Genomic DNA, 16,471 nt, shown 5'->3' with positions numbered 1-16,471 from the left:
CCATGGTCAGGTACTAACATCCATCCATCACCGGCCGAAACAGCCGGTACGCCAAATCCCAGGCGCCTCGCCCGGGAACCGGGGACCCATAGGTTCTTGGGGTGAATCCACGTCCGTGGTAGGGCTGCTCCGGCCCGAACCCGTCAGCTAACCCGGTCGGCAGATGGAGAGGAGAGGGCTCTGCCCCCGAGGAAAGGCCGCCACGCCGGCGTGGCCGCAGCCGTTCTGGCCACGTTCACCACCGCCGGGCTCCTGCTCGGCACGGCGACGGCGGGCGCCGCGCCGAAGCCGTCCGAAAAGCAGCTGAAGGCGCAACTGGAGTCGCTCGGCAAGCAGGTCGACAAGCTGATCGCGCAGTACAATGCCAAGCGCGTCGCGACGGCCGAGGCCAAGGCCGCCGAGAAGGCCGCGCGCTCGCGCCTGAAGGACTCCGAGGCGGGCCTGCGGGCCGCGCAGGCACAGGTGGGCGACCTGGCCCAGCTCCAGTACCAGGCGGGAAACCTCGGCATGGCAGGCCAGCTCCTGTCCCCCGGCTACGGCGGCGCCGCGCTGCTCACCCAGCTCCGCGACGAGCAGGAGGCGAAGATCGCCAGGTTCGTGACCGTGCGGGAGGAGCGCAAGAAGGCCTCCGACGACGCCGCCCGGCTCACCGAACGGCTCCGCGCCGACATGACCGAGGTGAAGGAGCAGCGCGAGGAGGCCGAGAAGCTGATCGACCAGATCAACGACAAGCTGGACACGCTCGTGCCGACCGCGCCCGGCAAGAGGGCCAACGGGTCGTGGGCGCCGGAGCTGCCCTCGGGAGGCGAGAACATCACCCCCCGCATGCGGCTGATCCGCGCCGAGATCAAGGACCACTTCGCCATGCGGTTCCCGATCGGCTGCTACCGCGCCGAGAACTCCGGCGAGCATCCCCTCGGCCGAGCCTGCGACTTCATGCTCAGCTCCGGCGGCGCGATGCCGTCCGCCGCCCAGGTCGCGCTGGGCGAGCAGATCGCCGCCTGGGCGATCAAGAACGGCGGCAAGCTGGGCGTCAAGTACGTGATCTACCGGCAGCGCATCTACAACATGGGCTTCCCCGGCTGGCGCGCGATGGCGAACCGCGGCGGCATCACGGCCAACCACTTCGACCACGTGCACATCTCGATGTACTAGCCCCTCGGCCGGGCCGGCGGCCTCGGCCGGGCCCGCGGGGTCAGCCGGTGAGGCGGATCGGGGCGACGATGTCGGCGTAGACCAGCAGGCCGCCGACGACGAGCAGGATCGCGACCATCGCGTAGGTCAGGGGAAGGGCCTTGGCGATGTCGACGTAGCCCGGCATCGAGCGGCGCCGCACGCGGGCGTACCCGCGCTTGAGGCCCTCCCACAGGGCGCCCGCGATCTGGCCGCCGTCCAGCGGCAGCAGCGGGATGAGGTTGAACATGCCGATCGCCAGGTTCACGCCCGCCAGGAGCTGGATGAACGCGACGATCTTGCCTTCCATGGGCAGCGCGGACGCGGCGATCTCGCCGCCGATGCGGCCCGCGCCGACGATGCTCTGCGGGCTGTCGAGCTGACGCTCCGCCCCGCCGAAGGCGGCCTGCCACACGCCGACCAGGCGCTGCGGGAACTGCGACAGCGCGTGGGCGGTGCGGGCGGTGATGTCCCACATGGCGCCGAGGGTGTACCCGAAGCCCTGCTTCTCGACCACGCTGACCGGGGTGACGCCCAGGAAGCCGACGCCCTTGTCGACCTTGCCCGGCTCCGCGACGGAGGGGCGGTCCTGGGCGATGAGGCTGGTGGTGAGCGTCATGGGGGCGCCGTCGCGGCGGATGCCGATGGTGACCGGGCCCGCGCCGTGCGACCGGATGTAGCCGGTGGCGTCGTCCCACGTGCGCACCGGCTTGCCGTCGAAGGAGACGATGGTGTCGTTGGGCCGGAGCCCGGCGAGCGCGGCGGGGGTCGGCTTGAAGGTGGAGTCGCACTTCTGGCCCTTGGACTCCTGCGCCACGGTCATGACGCACTGCGACACCTTGGCCACCGTGGGCTTGGCGACCTCGACGCCGAAGCCCATGAACACCACCGCGAACAGGGCGAACGCGAGAAGGAAGTTCATGAGCGGCCCACCGAGGAAGATGATGAACCTCTGCCACCACGGCTTGCGGTACAGCACGCGGTTCTCGTCGCCGGGGCGTACCTCCTCCAGGGACGCCTGCCTGGCGGTCTCGATGAGCCCCTGCCACGGGCCGGTGGGCAGACTGCGCAGTTTGTTCGGATCGTCGGTGGGCCGGGGAGGAAGGGGACCGATCATGCGGATGTAACCGCCGAACGGAATCCACTTGAGGCCGTATTCGGTTTCGCCGCGCCGCCGGGACCAGACCGTGGGCCCGAAACCGACCATGTACTGCGTGACCTTCACCCCGAAGAGCTTGGCGGGAACGAGGTGCCCGAGCTCGTGCAGGGCAATGGACAAGGCCATCCCGAGGAAGAAGATGAGAAACCCGGCCACGATGAGCCAGCTCATAGACCTACCCCCACCTGCGGAGAAGACGGCTGCGGCGCGCAATGCCCTCTCCGAGCCTAACCGAACTCCGCGCGCACTCCCGCCGCACCGGGAAAACGGCATCAACGACCAAGCGTAGGAGTGACTTGCGCGGCGTGGACCGAATCGAGAGACTGCATTGACGGTCAGCAATCATCTAGACACCGTGGGATATGAACCGGCGAAGCGACATATGCCGGGTCTGTTCCTAAGCCACTCAAGGGAGCACCTTGATACGCATCCTGGTCGCCGAACATCTCCCGCTGGTACGGCGGGGCCTGGTTGCTTCGCTGAACGGGGAGAAGGACCTCATGGTGATCGCCGATGTCGCCTCCGGCGAGTACATCGTCCCAGCGGCGCTGGAACTCAACCCGGACGCGGCGGTCATCGACGTGGACCTTCCCGACGTGGACGGCCTCACCGCGGCCGCGCGCCTGTACGAGAAGGCCCCCCGGTGCAGGGTGCTGCTCCTGTCGGGCCAGCCGAACCCGGGGCAGGTCCGGCGCGCCTTCGCCGCCCACGCGCTCGGCTTCCTGAGCATCGACGTGGCGCCCGAGCACCTCGCCGAGGGCATACGCCGGGTCGCCGCCGGGCGCAAGGCCGTCGACGCCGACCTGGCCATCGCCGCGCTGGCCTCCGCCGACAACCCCTTGACGCCCCGCGAGCTCGACGTGCTGCGCATCGCGGCGCAGGGGGCGGCGTCCAAGGAGATCGCGGAGAAGCTGTACTTATCCGTGGGAACGGTCCGCAACCACCTGTCGCGCGTCATCTGCAAGACGGGGGCCCGCAACCGTGTCGACGCGGTGCGGATCGCCGTGGAGGCCGGCTGGCTGTGAGCCCGGCTCAGGGACGCCAGATGAGGATCAGCGCGCAGTCGTCGTTGTGCCCCGCCGACATGGAGTTGACCAGGGGCCGCGCGCCGTCGTAGAAGCCCGACGGCACCAGGCGCTCGGCCTCGCCGAGGAGGCGGTCGAGGCCGGAGTCGATGTCGCGCCCGGGCTGCTCGATGAGCCCGTCGGTGTAGAGCATGAGCGCGTCGCCCTTGTGGAGCACGCCGTTGTCGGGCTCGCAGTGCAGGTCGGGGACGACGCCGAGCACGACCCCCTTGGCGGCGGAGACCTGCCAGGTGCCCGTGCCCGCGTCGAACTTGACCACGGGAGGATGACCCGCCGAGGTGATCTCGTAGGCCCCGGTGGACAGGTCCAGCCGGAGGTGGACGGCCGTGACGAACCCCTCACCCTCGGGCTGGCGGTGGAGGTAGGCGTTGCAGGCGGGAAGGAACGACTCCACCGAGCCGAGCAGCCCGCCGAAGGTGCCCGAGAGCATGAGCGCGCGCGTGCCGGCGTCCACGCCCTTGCCCGAGACGTCGACGAGCGCGACCTCCAGGATGTCGTCGTGGCGCGTGGAGACCAGGAAGTCGCCGCCGAAGGACGAGCCGCCCGCCTGTTTGAGCACGACGCGCTGGCCCCAGTCCTTGGAGAGGGCGGGCAGGTCGCCCTGCCTCTTGAGCCGGTCGCGCAGTTCCAGCAGCATGGCGTCGCCGCGCAGGCCCTGGACGCCGAGTTTGCCGCGCGTGCGCGCCATCAGGAACGCGAGCACGCTGGTGAAGCCGATGGTGACGAGCAGGCCGAGGCTGACCGAGCGCGGCCCGAGCACGACGGCGATGTAGGCCAGGGCGACGCCGACCGCGCCGGTGAGGACGACCAGGCTGCGCAGCCGGAGCTGGAGACCGCCGACGAGGGTGACCAGGACGAGGAGGCTGGGCGAGAACACGTCGCTGGAGACCCGGGCGGCGAGCGCGCCGAGGAGCAGCGTGAGGACGCTCAGGGTGATGAGGAGGTTCCGGTCACGCGCCAGTGGCCCCCTGCGGAGGAATCGCACGATCGGCACGAGAAGCGGGACCCGTACCAAGATCGCGCGGAGCCGCGGGGGGATCAGCGGCGCCGGACGGGAACTCATGATGGGCTCGACTCTATCCGCAAGCAGGCCCTTTGGGCAGCCGACTTGACCAAGACCTTGATCATTAAACGGGGATATTAGGTGGCCGATCCGGTTTGCCCGGTCCTAACGTTAATCGGATGAACACCGAACCAAATCCCCGGCCGGAACCGGTCATCCGCCCCATCCAAGAGTCGGAGTGGGACCGCTGGATCGACGTGGACGAGGAGGCCTTCGGAGCCGACTTCGGCCCCGCCAAGAGGGACCGGTTCAAGGCCCTGATCGAGTTCGACCGCTCGCTCGGCGCCTTCGACGGCGACCGGCTGGTGGGCACGGCGGGGGGCTTGAGCTTCACGATGACGCTGCCCGGCGGCCCCCGCCCGGTGTGCGGGGTCACGGCGGTCAGCGTGCTGCCCTCCCACCGGCGCCGGGGAATCCTCAGCCGGCTCATGCGCCGCCAGCTCGCCGACCTGCACGAAGGGGGCGAGCCGGTCGCGCTGCTGTACGCCGCCGAGGCGGCCATCTACGGAAGGTTCGGCTACGGCAGGGCCGCCGACAGCCTCTTCTTCCACATCCCGCGGCGCGGCTCGGAGTTCACGCCGCACGCTCCTGAGGACCCGGCGCTGCGGCTGCGTGTCGTACGCCCGGCCGAGGCGCGCGCCGACCTGGAGAAGGTGTTCGAGGCCGTGATGCCGGGCCGTCCCGGTCTGTACGCCAGGAGCCCGGCGACATGGGACGCGGTGCTGGCCGACGACGAGGAGGCCCGCAAGGGCAGGAACTCGCTGCGCTGCGTGGTGGCCGAGGACGACGCCGGGCCGCGCGGCTACACCCTCTTCCGCATCAAGCCGAACTTCACCGAGCACGACGTCCCCGACGGCGAGGTGCAGGTGGACGATCTGTTCGCCGTGGACCCGGCGGCGTACGCGCTGCTGTGGCGGCACGTGCTGGACCGCGACCTGTGCGCCAGGGTCTTCGCGCGCAACCGGCCCGTGGACGACCCGATCATCCATCTGCTCGCCGAGCCCCGCGTGCTGAACGCAGGATGGCTGGACGAGCTGTGGGCGCGCGTGGTGGACGTCGGGCGGGCGATGCCGTACCGGGCCTACTCCGCGCCGGTGGACGTCGTCATCGACGTCGCCGACCCCGTGTGCCCGTGGAACGCCGGGCGCTGGCGGCTGTCGGCCGACACCACGGGCGCCACGTGCGAGAGGACCGGCGACCCCGCCGACGTCGAGCTGCCCGTGGACGTGCTCGGGGCCGCCTACCTGGGCGGGCGCGCGCTCGGCGCCTTGCAGGCCGCGGGGGTCGTCCGCGAGGCGCGCCCGGGGGCCGTCCGCGCGCTGTCGGCGGCGATGCAGTGGGAGACCCGCCCCTGGGGAGGGCTCGTCTTCTGAGCGGTCGGGCCGCAACCGGTACGGAGGCATACGATCTGGACATGGCACTCCAGAGCTTGCAGATCACCCCGATCACGGCGATGCGGGCACGAGACGTGTCGCGTCCCTCCGACGAGCAGCAGGAGGCCGCCGACCGCCGCCCTCTGCGGGACGAGGCCGCGCGCAAGGCGGACACACAGAAGAGCCGCGGCGCCGACCCCGCGCGCAGGAGCGGTGAGGGCCGCCGCCGCGGCTGAACATGCCTGAGGGCGCCCCGCAGGCCGCGAGGCGCCCTCGGAACGGGCAGGGACCGTAGCCGCTAGGGAAGCGGCGGGATCGTGCCGGTGACCTCGTAGGCGGCGATCTGGGCGATGCGCCGCCGGTGGCGCTCGTCGCCGGAGAACGGGGTGTCCAGGAAGACCTGCACGAACCGCGCGGCCTCCTCCGCGGAGTGCATGCGCGCGCCGAGGCTGATGACGTTCGCGTCGTTGTGGCGGCGGGCGAGCTCGGCGGTCTCGACGCTCCAGGCCAGGGCCGCCCGGATGCCGCGCACCTTGTTCGCCGCGATCTGCTCGCCGTTGCCGGACCCGCCGATCACCACGCCGAGGCTGCCCTCGTCGTTGGAGACGGCCTCGGCGGCGCGGAGGATGAAGATCGGATAGTCGTCCTCGGCGTCGTAGACGAAGGGGCCTTCGTCGACGACCTCGTGGCCACGCTCCTTCAGGGTCGACACCAGATGGTTCTTGAGTTCATAGCCGGCGTGGTCGGCGGCGATGTAGACGCGCACGGGCCCATTGTCGCACTCCCGCCGCGGCCCGGGCCGCCAGGCCGCGCCGTCTCGCTTCGGCTCGGGGCCCTGGACCGGCGCGTTCTCCGATACAGTAAGAGCCACTAGGCTGGTTGACCTCTTACAGGAGATCTTCATGCGCGAGATCCGCGTGATCGGCGACCCCGTCCTGCGCACCCCCGCCGAGCCGGTCACGGAGTTCGACAGAGATCTTCGCAGGCTCGTCGACGAGATGATGGAGGCCATGTACGCCGCCGACGGCGTCGGGCTCGCCGCGCCGCAGATCGGCGTGTCCAGGAGGCTCTTCGTCTACGACGCCGCCGGGCGCAAGGGGCACGTGATCAACCCCGAGCTGACCGTCGACGACGCCGAGGAGGTGCTCGACGAGGAAGGGTGCCTGTCGGTGCCCGGCCGCGAGACCGGCAAGCCCCTCTACGCGCGCACGCCCCGCGCCGCCGGCGTGACCGTCACCGGGTACGACCGGCTCGGGAGGCCGCTGCGGGTGAAGGCGCGCGGCCTGCTCGCCCGCTGCTTCCAGCACGAGTTCGACCACCTCGAAGGCGTCCTGTACGTCGACCGCCTGAGCAAGGACACCGCGCGCAAGATCCTGCTTCAGGCGCCCTGACGCTCAGGACGGCGCCGGGGCCGTGCGACGGCGGCGCGGGCGCAGCAGAGGCCACGCCATCAGGGCCAGGCCGGCGAGCAGCATCGCCGCGACGACCACCCACTCGTTGGAGCCCCCGGGCCCGTACACGTGGCCGCGCCTGCCGGTGTCGAACGCGGGCGAGGAGGCCCCGGCCGTGAAGGTGTCCCGCTCGGCGCCGTAGAAGGCGACGTCCTCGCGCACGGTCCCCCCGCCGGCGGGCCGGAACGCGCCGAGCCACGAGCACTGCTCGTGGCCGGGGTGCTGGACGCACGCCAGCCGGCGCGCGGTGAAGGTGCCGTGCGTGCCGTCGCCGCGCAACGCCGACAGCGCGGGGCCCGCGCTCTGCAGGGCCAGCACCACCAGCAGCAGGCCGCCCAGCGCCAGCGCCACCTCGAACGCGCCCACCCGCCGCACGCCCCGCTCCATGGCACCGCCCCTTCCCGGCCGCACCGCGTCCCCGGTCAGAACTGCAGGGACTTCAGCTCGACGTACTCGTCCATCCCGAACTCGCCCATCTCGCGGCCGACGCCCGACCGCTTCAAGCCGCCGAACGGGGCCAAAGGGTTGAACCGCCCGCCGTTGATCGCCACCTGGCCCGTCCGCAGCCGCCTGGCCACGGCGACCGCCTCCTCGCGGCTGCCGGCCCACACCGCGTCCGCCAGGCCGTACGGCGTGCCGTTGGCGATCTCGACGGCCTGGTCCACCGTGGTGTAGGGGACGATCGACAGCACGGGGCCGAAGATCTCCTCCTGCTCGATGGCCATGCCGGGCTCGACCCCGGCGAAGACCGCGGGCGCGACAAGGTAGCCGCGGCCGGGCGGGCGCTCACCGCCCAGCAGCAGCCGCGCGCCCTCCTCCTGGCCGCGGGTGATGTACCCCTCGACGCGGTCGCGCTGCGCCGCCGACACCAGCGGGCCGAGCCGGGTCGCCGGGGCGAAGGGGTCGCCGACGGTGTAGGCGGACGCCGACTCCACCGCCCGTCCGACGGCCTCGTCGTACAGGTCGCGGTGGACGAGCATGCGCGTCCAGGCCGAGCAGGTCTGGCCCGAGTTGAGGAAGGCGTTGGCGACGCCCGCCTTCACGGCGGCGCCGAGGTCGGCGCCGGGCAGGATCACGTTGGCCGACTTGCCGCCGAGCTCCAGCGCGACGCGCTTGACCGTGCGCGCGGCCAGCGCCGCGACCCGCGTGCCCGCCCGCGTGGAGCCGGTGAAGGACACCATGTCGACGTCGGGGTGCGCGGCGAGGGCCTCCCCCACGACCGGGCCGTGCCCGCTGACCATGTTGAACACCCCGGGCGGCAGGCCGATCTCGTCGAACACCTCGGCGAGCGCGTACGCCGCCAGCGGGGCCACCTCGCTGGGCTTGAGCACGACCGTGCACCCGGTGGCGAGCGCCGGCGCCACCTTGCACACCACCTGGAGCAGGGGGTAGTTCCACGGGGTGATCGCCGCGACGACGCCCACGGGCTCGCGCACGACCAGCGAGTTGCCGACCCGCCTCTCCGTCTCGCCGCGCTCGGCGGCGAGACGGGCGTGGGCGGCCAGCATCCGGACGGGCGGGAGCGTGTGGACCTTCAGCGCCATCGGGTACGGCGCGCCCATGTCCGTGGTGATCGTGCGGGCGACCCGCTCCGCTCGGGCCTCCAGCAGCGCGGCGGCCGACTCCAGCAGCTTGCCCCGTTCGGCGGGGCTGGTCGCCGCCCAGGCGGGGAACGCGGCGCGCGCGGCGGCGACGGCGCGCTCCACGTCTTCGGGCGAGCCCGCGGGCACCCGGTCGATCACTTCTTCGGTCGCGGGATCGACGACCTCGACGACGTCGCCCGACGCCGAGGTGACCCAGGTGCCCCGCACATATAGCCGCCGCATGCCCTCAATCCTCACGCGACCCCGACCCCTGCCGTCCACCCGCCGTCCGCGGGCGGCCGGCGGGTCCTCTTCGAGTCGACCATGGCCGCCGGAACGCCGCAACCCTCCGGCGCGCGGGGGCCGCTCAGTCGAAGATCGGGGAGCGGGTGCGCGAGCGCTTCAGCTCGAAGAAGCCGTCGGTCCGCGCGACGAGCAGCACTCCGTCCCAGAGCTTGGCCGCGTCCTCGCCCTTGGGGGCGGGGGAGACGACGGGCCCGAAGAAGGCCACCCCGTCCACGGCGACGATCGGGGTGCCGACCTCCTGGCCGACGAGGCCGATGCCGCGCTCGTGTGACCGGCGCACGGCCTCGTCGTACTGGGTGGTGGTGGCGGCCTCGACGAGGGCCGGGTCCAGGCCCGCCGCCTCAAGGGCCTCTCCGACGACGTCGCGGAACACCTCGGAGACCTCGGCCCCCTCCCCCGCGCCGCCGATGTCGGCGGTCTTGAGCCGGCCCTGGTTGTGCATGCGGGTGCCGAGCTCGGTGTACAGGGAGCCGAGGACGCCCTCGCCGTACTTCTCCGCCGCGGCCTGGAGCACGCGGACGGGCTTGATGGCGTGCTTGAGGATCTCCTTGTACTCCGGAGAGACGTCCTTGCCCTCGTTCAGCACGGCGAGGCTCATGATGTGCCATCGCGGCTCGACGGGGCGCACCGTGGCGACCTCGTGCACCCAGCGCGACGTCATCCACGCCCATGGGCAGATCGGATCGAACCAGAAGTCCACCGGGGTTCGTTCAGTCATGGCCGTCTTCCTGCTCGTGATTCAGTAGCACGTGCGACAACCTCAGGGGCCACGGCTTCTATTCCCGTCGAATTCGGTGGGGAATGGGAATGACCGAGATCGTCCCTTCCGTACCACTGACATCGCCGGTATCGGACCGTCACCAATGCCCCTTGAGGAGCGGCGACGGCTTGCCCAATTCCTGACTTTCCTCACTCCTCCCGGTCGGGAAGGGGTCTACCGAAGCGTGCTTCGCGGTCGGCGTAAGCCCCTCACCGGGGGAAAGACCCCCTTCCGGTGCGGCATTCGAGCGACCGACGTGGCAGGATTCATGCATTCCTCTCGCGAAGGGGCGGGGGAGATTTGTGAAGAGGAGCGGATGTGGCTGGCAACCTGACCCGTGACGAAGCCCGGGAGCGGGCCCGACTGCTCAAGGTCGAGTCCTACTCGGTCGAGCTCGATCTCACCGAGGGCGACGAACGGTTCGAGAGCGTCACGACCGTCCGCTTCTCCTGTGCCGACCCCGGCGCCTCCACCTTCATCGAGCTGGCGGGCGCCAAGGTGCGTTCCGCCGTGCTCAACGGCGTCGAGTTCGACGTCACCGCCTACGACGCCGAGACGGGCCGCCTGCCCCTTCCCGGGCTCGCGGCGCACAACGAACTGCGCCTCGACGCCGACCTCACCTACATGCGCACCGGCGAGGGCCTCCACCGCTTCGTCGACCCCGTCGACCAGAAGGTCTACCTGCACTCGCAGTTCGAGACCGCCGACGCCCACCGCATGTACGCCTGCTTCGACCAGCCCGACCTGAAGGCGACCTTCGAGCTGTCCGTGCTCGCCCCCGCAGACTGGCAGGTCGTCTCCAACTCCGCCCCCGACTCCGTCGACGACCTTGAGGAGCACCAGGGCCGCCACGGCACGCTCCAGACGGCCAAGCGCTGGCACTTCCCGCCCACCCCGGTGATGTCCACCTACATCACCGCCCTCATCGCCGGGCCGTACGAGGTCGTCCGCGACGAGCACGACGGCATCCCGCTCGGCGTCTACTGCCGCGCGTCCCTGGCCGAGCACCTCGACGCCGACAACGTGCTCCAGGTCACCAAGCAGGGCTTCGACTTCTTCCACCGGGTGTTCGGCCTGCGCTACGCCTTCGGCAAGTACGACCAGATCTTCGTGCCCGAGTTCAACGCGGGCGCCATGGAGAACGCCGGCGCGGTCACCTTCCTGGAGGACTACATCTTCCGCTCCCGCGTCACCGACGCCATGGTGGAGCGCCGCGCCGAGACGATCCTGCACGAGATGGCGCACATGTGGTTCGGCGACCTGGTCACCATGCGCTGGTGGGACGACCTGTGGCTCAACGAGTCCTTCGCCACCTACATGTCGGTGCTGTGCCAGGCCGAGGCCACCCGCTGGGGCCAGGGCGCCTGGACCACCTTCGCCAACGTCGAGAAGTCCTGGGCCTACCGCCAGGACCAGCTCCCCTCCACCCACCCCATCGCCGCCGACATCCCCGACATGCAGGCCGTCGAGGTCAACTTCGACGGCATCACCTACGCCAAGGGCGCGGCGGTGCTCAAGCAGCTCGTCGCCTACGTCGGCCTGGACAACTTCCTGGCGGGCGTGCGCGACTACTTCGGCGAGCACGCCTGGGGCAACACCGAGCTGAAGGACCTGCTGTCGGCCCTGGAGCGCACCTCCGGCCGCGACCTGTCCTCCTGGTCGAAGGAATGGCTGGAGACCTCCTGGGTCAACACCCTGCGCCCGTCCTTCACCGTCGACGACGAGGGACGCTTCCTCGGCTTCGACGTGCTGCAGGAGGCCCCGGCCGACTACCCGACGCTGCGCTCGCACCGCGTCGCCATCGGCCTGTACTCCCGGCAGGGCGACACGCTCGTGCGGGTCAAGCGCGTCGAGCTGGACGTCATCGGCGCCCGCACCCCCGTGCACGAGCTGGTCGGCGAGCCCCAGCCGGACCTGATCCTCATCAACGACGACGACCTGACGTACGCCAAGATCCGCCTGGACGAGCGTTCGCTGCGCACGCTCGTCGACGGCGGCATCACCGCGGTCACCGAGTCCCTCCCGCGCGCCCTGTGCTGGTCGGCGGCCTGGGACATGACCCGCGACGCCGAGATGGCGACCCGCGACTACGTCAGGCTCGTCACCTCCGGCGTCCGCTCGATCACCGACATCACCGTGCTGCAGACGGTGCTGCGCCAGGCCCGCCTGGCCGCCCAGCAGTACGCCGACCCGGCCTGGCGCGACACCGGCCTGGCCGAGCTGTCGCGGGCCCTGCGCGACCTGATCGCCACGGCCGAGCCCGGCTCCGACCACCAGCTCGCCTACATCAACGCGTTCACCGCGGGCGCCACCTCCCCCGGCGATCTCGCCTTCGTGAAGGCGATCCTGGACGGCGAGTCGGTGCCCGAGGGCCTCACCGTCGACGCCGACCTGCGCTGGACGCTGATCCACGCCCTGGTGTCGGGCGGTGTCTACGGCGACGCCGACATCGCCGAGGAGCTGCGGCGCGACCCGACGGCCACCGGCGAGCGCTCCGCGGCCCTGTGCCGTGCGGCGATCCCGACGGCCGACAGCAAGGCCGCGGCGTGGGCGTCCATCGTCGGCGGCACGCTGAGCGGCGCGGTGCTGCGCTCCACGATCGTCGGCTTCATGGACCCCAACCACACCGAGCTGCTGCAGCCGTACGGCGAGCTGTTCTTCTCCGAGGTCGGCCGCATCTACAAGGAGTGGACGTTCGACACCGCGCAGCGCTTCGCCATGGGCTGCTACCCCATGCTGCTGATCGAGCCGTCCACGGTCGCCCGCACGCAGGACTACATCTCCGCCGAGGAGCCGCCGCACGCCCTGCGCCGCCTGCTGCTGGAGGGGGCGGACGGCATCAGCCGCGCCCTGCGCGCCCGCGCCCGCGACGCCTCGGCGGCCTGACCGCCCCGCGCAACGACTGCTCGCACTGCCCGCCCGGCCCCGCGCCGGGCGGGCAGTGCCGGCTTCAGCGCGCTGTAAGCCCGCTGCAAGCCCGGGCGGGTGTCATGGGAGCCGAGCAGGACGGCGGCCCGCGCGACAGCCGGACACGGCGGGCGGGCGCGCCGTCCCCGTACGCCCGGGAGGCTCCCCTTGATCGCCCTCGTCGCCGCCGGCGCCCTCGCCCTCCTCTTCGCCCTCCTCGTCCTCGCCGCCGTCGGCGCCTACAACGGTCTCGTCCGGAGGCGCGGGGCGGTCGACAACGCCTGGGCGCAGATCGACGTGCAGCTCAAGCGCCGCCACGACCTGATCCCGAACCTGGTGGAGACCGTCAAGGGGTACGCGGCGCACGAGCGTGGCACCTTGGAGGCGGTGACCGCGGCCCGCCGTCAGGCGGCCTCCGCCCACGGCCCCCGGGACCAGGCCATGGCCGAGAACATGCTGACCGGCGCGCTGCACGGCCTCTTCGCCGTCTCGGAGGCCTACCCCGCGCTGGCGGCGGACCGGAACTTCGCGGCCCTGCAGGACGAGCTGGCCGACGGCGAGAACCGCATCGCCTATTCGCGGCAGTACTACAACGACGCCGTCCTGGCCTACAACAACGGCATCCAGACCGTTCCGGCGAACATCGTGGCGGGCATGGCGGGCTTCCGGGAGCGGGAGTACTTCCGGGCGCCCGGCGAGGAGCGCGGCCCGGTCCAGGTCCGCTTCTAGGCCGTTTCCCCGACCATGGTCTTCTTCGTCGCCGCCGCGGCCGCCGCCGGCCTGTGGCTGCTGCTGCTGGCGGCGACGGCCGCCGTCACCCGCTCCCCGTCCGTCGTCCCCGGCCCGGCCACCGCGGAACTGCGCGAGGAGTCGCCCGCGCTGGTGGACCTGCTCACCGGCGGCTGGCGGCTCGGCGACGAGGCCGCGGCGGCCACCCTGCTGGACCTGGCGGCCCGGGGCGCCGTCCAGATCGAGGAGATCGGGCCCGAGCTGTCCCTGGTGCGGCCCCGCGCGCCCAGGACGCCGCTGCGGCCCTACGAGAAGCTCGTGCACGACCATGTGCGGTCCCTGGCGGCCGACGGCGTGGTGGCCACGGGAGCGCTCGCGGAGGGCTCGCGCGACCTCGGCCGCTGGTGGAAGAGCTTCAGGAAGAAGGTGATCGCGGAGGCCCGTGAGAAGGGCCTGTCGCGCCCGCGCTGGACCCGGGTCCAGGTGGCCGCGCTCACCGCCGCCGCGGCCGTGCCCGCCGCCGCGCTCGGGGTCGCCGTGAGCGTCACCTCCGGCTCCTCCTCGGACCGCGACGGGGGCGTCGGCGCGGCGGTCCTGGGGTTCGGCGTGCTGGTCACGCTGATGGGCAGGCTGAACGGCGAGCGCGGCACCGCCGAGGGCGCGCGCGTGGCCGGGTACTGGATGGGCGTGCGCGAGCACCTGGCGGCGGGCGAGGGATTCGCCGAGCGGCCCGCCGCCGCCGTCACGATCTGGGGACGGCACCTGGCCTACGCCGCCGCCCTGGGCCTGGCGGGCCGGGCCGTGGCGAGCCTGCCGATCGGCCGTCCCGCCGACGACCGGCGCGCCTGGTCCGACTACGGCGGCATGTGGCACGCGGTCACCGTGACCTACCCTCGCCGCTTCCTGTGGGGCCGCCCGCCCGGCACGATCGTGTTCAGCGCGCTCGCCGCCGCGTTCTTCTGCGGCTTCTGGACCTGGCTGCTCGGCGTCGTCGGCTCCGCCGTCCTCGACTGGCCGCGGTCCCTGAACCTGCCCGTCGCCGTCCTGGCCGCCGCGCTGACGGCCGGCGTGCCGATCTACCGCGTCCTGGCGGACCTCGCCGCCAAGGAGGAGGCCGAGGGGCAGATCGTGCGGCTGCGCCGGTTCCGGGTGGGCGGCGACGACCGTCCGCGGTACGCCTACCGGCTCGCGCTGGACGACGGCCGCGTGCGCGAGGTGAAGGCGTACGGCATCACCGAGGAGCTGTGGAGCCCCCTCGCCGAGGGGGATCTGGTGCGGGCGCGCGTGGGACGCAGGACCGGCTGGGTCGAGGCCGTGGAGGTGCTCGCCGGCTCACGCCACCGCGGCGCCGCGTCCTACGACGACACCGGCGAGCACCTGCTGGAGGCCCCGGAGAACCTCGGGGAGGTCCGCGTGTTCGGCCGCGCGCCCGGCCCGGTGGCCCGCCGGGACGAGGAGGAGCCCGGCGGCCCGTCCTCGCTCGTCACCCCCGCCGACCTGCGCCGGGCGCTCGGCGTCCCCTTCGGCCCCGCCAGGGCGTGGACGGGCGGCACGCCCATGCCGCCCTCGCTCGCCGTGCGCTCGTGCCGGTACGAGGCCACCGGGGGCACTCCGGTGACCGTGGACGTGCACACCGCCGCCGGGCCCCGGGCCGTCTTCCTGATCGCCCTCGGCGGGCTGCTCGCCCGCGAGCAGGGGCGGCCGATCCCCGGCATGGGCGGGCGCGCCATGCTCTACCCGGGCGTGGTGGCGGCGCGCACGTCCCAGGGCGCCTTCGCCGTCCACGTCCGATCGCCCGAGGGGCCGCCGCCTCCGGGGGCGCTGATCGGGCTGGCCCGCGCGGTCGTCGCACGGGCCGAGGGAAGGTCACCGGTCGCGTGAGAAGGTGTCCAGGGTGAACTCCCCTCTCGACCTGCTCACCGCGCTCGCGCGCAGGTACGCCTTCGCCGATCTCGGCGCGCTGGCCCCCATGGTCGTCCCCCATGCGGTGCTGGTCCCCGCGTTGTGCGAGTTCGGGCAGCGCCTGCTGACGCTGGACGCCGAGGACTTCGCCGTCGAGACCGACGCCGCGGCCGTGCGGAGCGACCTGCGCAAGCGGGCGCGCGACTGTCACATGCCCCAGACGCCGCGCGAGCGGCCCCGCGGGGCCCTGGCCTCGCTTCGGCCGGCCTACGGGCTGCTGCTGGAAGTGATCAAGATCCGCTGGGAGCGGCGGGAGCTCAGCTCGATGATCGCGGCCCTGCACATCGCCGGGGAGTACCTGCCCTTGCTGGCCTTCGAGCCGGTGCTCGGCCACTCGGGCGACCCGGCGCTCTGGCCGGGGGGCCTGCGCGCCGAGGGCAGCCGCTTCGGGGTGATCGGCGACCGGGAGTGCGACCACACCAAGTCGGAGAAGTCCGCCGCCGAGCGCACGCTGCGGGTGGCGCAGGAGCCGCCGGAGGGGTGGCGGACGTACTTCGACCGCCAGCACAGCCAGCTCGCCGGGGCGCTGGCCACGTGCGTGGCCAAGTGCCGCAAGCCGTGCACGGCGATGGACTGGATCCCGGCCGAGGCGCGCGACGGCCTGGCCCTGCGGTGCAAGGTGGCGCTGACGTTCGCCGACACCCCGCTGGTGCGCCTGCGCCACGCCGCGCCGGTCGGCCACGGCTTCGGGGTGCCCTCGCCCGAGGAAGTGCTGGACGCCTGGGCCAGGAGCCGGGCGCAGCTGGACAAGAACGGCGTCGGCCACCGCGCCACCCGGGACGACGGCTTCCCGCTGCCGGGCCTGCCGAGCCTGTTCGGCGCGGTCGCCGGCGCGCCGATCCGCCCGGCGACGCTGCTGGCGGACGTCTCGGCCGAGCTGGTCAGGCTGATCGGCGTGCCGCGCCCGCGGGGGCGGTGAG

Annotated in this window: 15 protein-coding genes and 1 riboswitch; of the genes, 9 read left to right on the top strand and 6 right to left on the bottom strand. The window is 72.4% G+C overall.

Annotation, left to right across the window (positions count from 1 at the left end; all coding sequences use genetic code 11):
* Positions 1–39: 39 nt before the first annotated feature.
* Positions 40–176, top strand: a riboswitch (cyclic di-AMP (ydaO/yuaA leader).
* Positions 177–210: 34 nt separating this feature from the next.
* Positions 211–1,155, top strand: coding sequence for a coiled-coil domain-containing protein (locus BJ982_RS17740; protein ID WP_184881479.1), 945 nt, complete (start codon positions 211–213; stop codon positions 1,153–1,155).
* A 40-nt stretch (positions 1,156–1,195) separates the two neighbouring features.
* Here the strand turns inward: BJ982_RS17740 and BJ982_RS17735 are convergent, their stop codons facing one another.
* Positions 1,196–2,503 carry a M50 family metallopeptidase gene (locus BJ982_RS17735; protein WP_184881477.1) on the bottom strand — a complete coding sequence of 436 codons (1,308 nt, stop codon included), beginning with the start codon at positions 2,501–2,503 and terminating at the stop codon, positions 1,196–1,198.
* Positions 2,504–2,751: 248 nt separating this feature from the next.
* Here BJ982_RS17735 and BJ982_RS17730 point away from each other — a divergent pair, with 248 nt between their 5' ends.
* Positions 2,752–3,357 carry a response regulator transcription factor gene (locus BJ982_RS17730; RefSeq protein WP_184881474.1) on the top strand — a complete coding sequence of 202 codons (606 nt, stop codon included), beginning with the start codon at positions 2,752–2,754 and terminating at the stop codon, positions 3,355–3,357.
* 7 nt (positions 3,358–3,364) lie between these two features.
* Here BJ982_RS17730 and BJ982_RS17725 read toward each other — a convergent pair whose 3' ends face one another.
* A complete protein-coding gene (locus BJ982_RS17725; protein ID WP_184881468.1) occupies positions 3,365–4,480 on the bottom strand; it encodes a PP2C family protein-serine/threonine phosphatase in 1,116 nt (371 codons plus the stop codon).
* Positions 4,481–4,599: 119 nt separating this feature from the next.
* Between BJ982_RS17725 and BJ982_RS17720 the strand changes: the two genes are divergently transcribed.
* Both BJ982_RS17720 and BJ982_RS17715 read left to right on the top strand, forming a co-directional pair.
* Positions 4,600–5,853, top strand: a complete 1,254-nt coding sequence (locus tag BJ982_RS17720) for a GNAT family N-acetyltransferase (protein ID WP_184881466.1) — start codon at positions 4,600–4,602, stop codon at positions 5,851–5,853.
* Between the two features lie 41 nt (positions 5,854–5,894).
* Positions 5,895–6,089, top strand: coding sequence for a hypothetical protein (locus tag BJ982_RS17715; protein ID WP_184881464.1), 195 nt, complete (start codon positions 5,895–5,897; stop codon positions 6,087–6,089).
* A gap of 62 nt (positions 6,090–6,151) precedes the next feature.
* On the opposite strand, the gene BJ982_RS17710 is transcribed toward BJ982_RS17715, so the two are convergent.
* Positions 6,152–6,619, bottom strand: a complete 468-nt coding sequence (locus BJ982_RS17710; protein ID WP_184881462.1) for a ribose-5-phosphate isomerase — start codon at positions 6,617–6,619, stop codon at positions 6,152–6,154.
* Between the two features lie 136 nt (positions 6,620–6,755).
* Here BJ982_RS17710 and def point away from each other — a divergent pair, with 136 nt between their 5' ends.
* On the top strand, positions 6,756–7,244 hold the full coding sequence (gene def, locus BJ982_RS17705; RefSeq protein WP_203958995.1) for a peptide deformylase: 489 nt from the start codon (positions 6,756–6,758) through the stop codon (positions 7,242–7,244).
* 3 nt (positions 7,245–7,247) lie between these two features.
* Here the strand turns inward: def and BJ982_RS17700 are convergent, their stop codons facing one another.
* The 3 genes from BJ982_RS17700 to BJ982_RS17690 all read right to left on the bottom strand — a co-directional run bounded on the left by BJ982_RS17700 (position 7,248) and on the right by BJ982_RS17690 (position 9,911).
* Positions 7,248–7,691 carry a hypothetical protein gene (locus BJ982_RS17700; RefSeq protein ID WP_184881460.1) on the bottom strand — a complete coding sequence of 148 codons (444 nt, stop codon included), beginning with the start codon at positions 7,689–7,691 and terminating at the stop codon, positions 7,248–7,250.
* A 35-nt stretch (positions 7,692–7,726) separates the two neighbouring features.
* Entirely contained in the window at positions 7,727–9,130 is a 1,404-nt protein-coding gene (locus BJ982_RS17695) for an aldehyde dehydrogenase family protein (RefSeq protein ID WP_184881458.1), read from the bottom strand.
* A 124-nt stretch (positions 9,131–9,254) separates the two neighbouring features.
* Positions 9,255–9,911 (bottom strand): mycothiol-dependent nitroreductase Rv2466c family protein, encoded by a 657-nt coding sequence (locus BJ982_RS17690; protein WP_184881456.1) that lies wholly within the window; start codon positions 9,909–9,911, stop codon positions 9,255–9,257.
* 360 nt (positions 9,912–10,271) lie between these two features.
* Here BJ982_RS17690 and pepN point away from each other — a divergent pair, with 360 nt between their 5' ends.
* The 4 genes from pepN to BJ982_RS17670 all read left to right on the top strand — a co-directional run bounded on the left by pepN (position 10,272) and on the right by BJ982_RS17670 (position 16,470).
* The gene (gene pepN, locus BJ982_RS17685; protein WP_184881454.1) at positions 10,272–12,839 is read left to right on the top strand and encodes an aminopeptidase N; all 2,568 of its coding nucleotides are present in this window, start codon (positions 10,272–10,274) and stop codon (positions 12,837–12,839) included.
* Positions 12,840–13,028: 189 nt separating this feature from the next.
* Entirely contained in the window at positions 13,029–13,589 is a 561-nt protein-coding gene (locus tag BJ982_RS17680) for a LemA family protein (protein ID WP_221482333.1), read from the top strand.
* Between the two features lie 15 nt (positions 13,590–13,604).
* Complete coding sequence (locus BJ982_RS17675) at positions 13,605–15,470, top strand: DUF2207 family protein (RefSeq protein ID WP_184881452.1); 1,866 nt, start codon at positions 13,605–13,607, stop codon at positions 15,468–15,470.
* Between the two features lie 13 nt (positions 15,471–15,483).
* Positions 15,484–16,470: a hypothetical protein gene (locus BJ982_RS17670; protein WP_184881450.1), complete on the top strand. Its 987-nt coding sequence runs from the start codon at positions 15,484–15,486 to the stop codon at positions 16,468–16,470.
* Position 16,471 lies beyond the last annotated feature (1 nt).

The organism is Sphaerisporangium siamense, from assembly GCF_014205275.1.
Classification (GTDB): Bacteria; Actinomycetota; Actinomycetes; order Streptosporangiales; family Streptosporangiaceae; genus Sphaerisporangium; species Sphaerisporangium siamense.
This window is presented reverse-complemented; position numbering and strand designations above follow the sequence as displayed.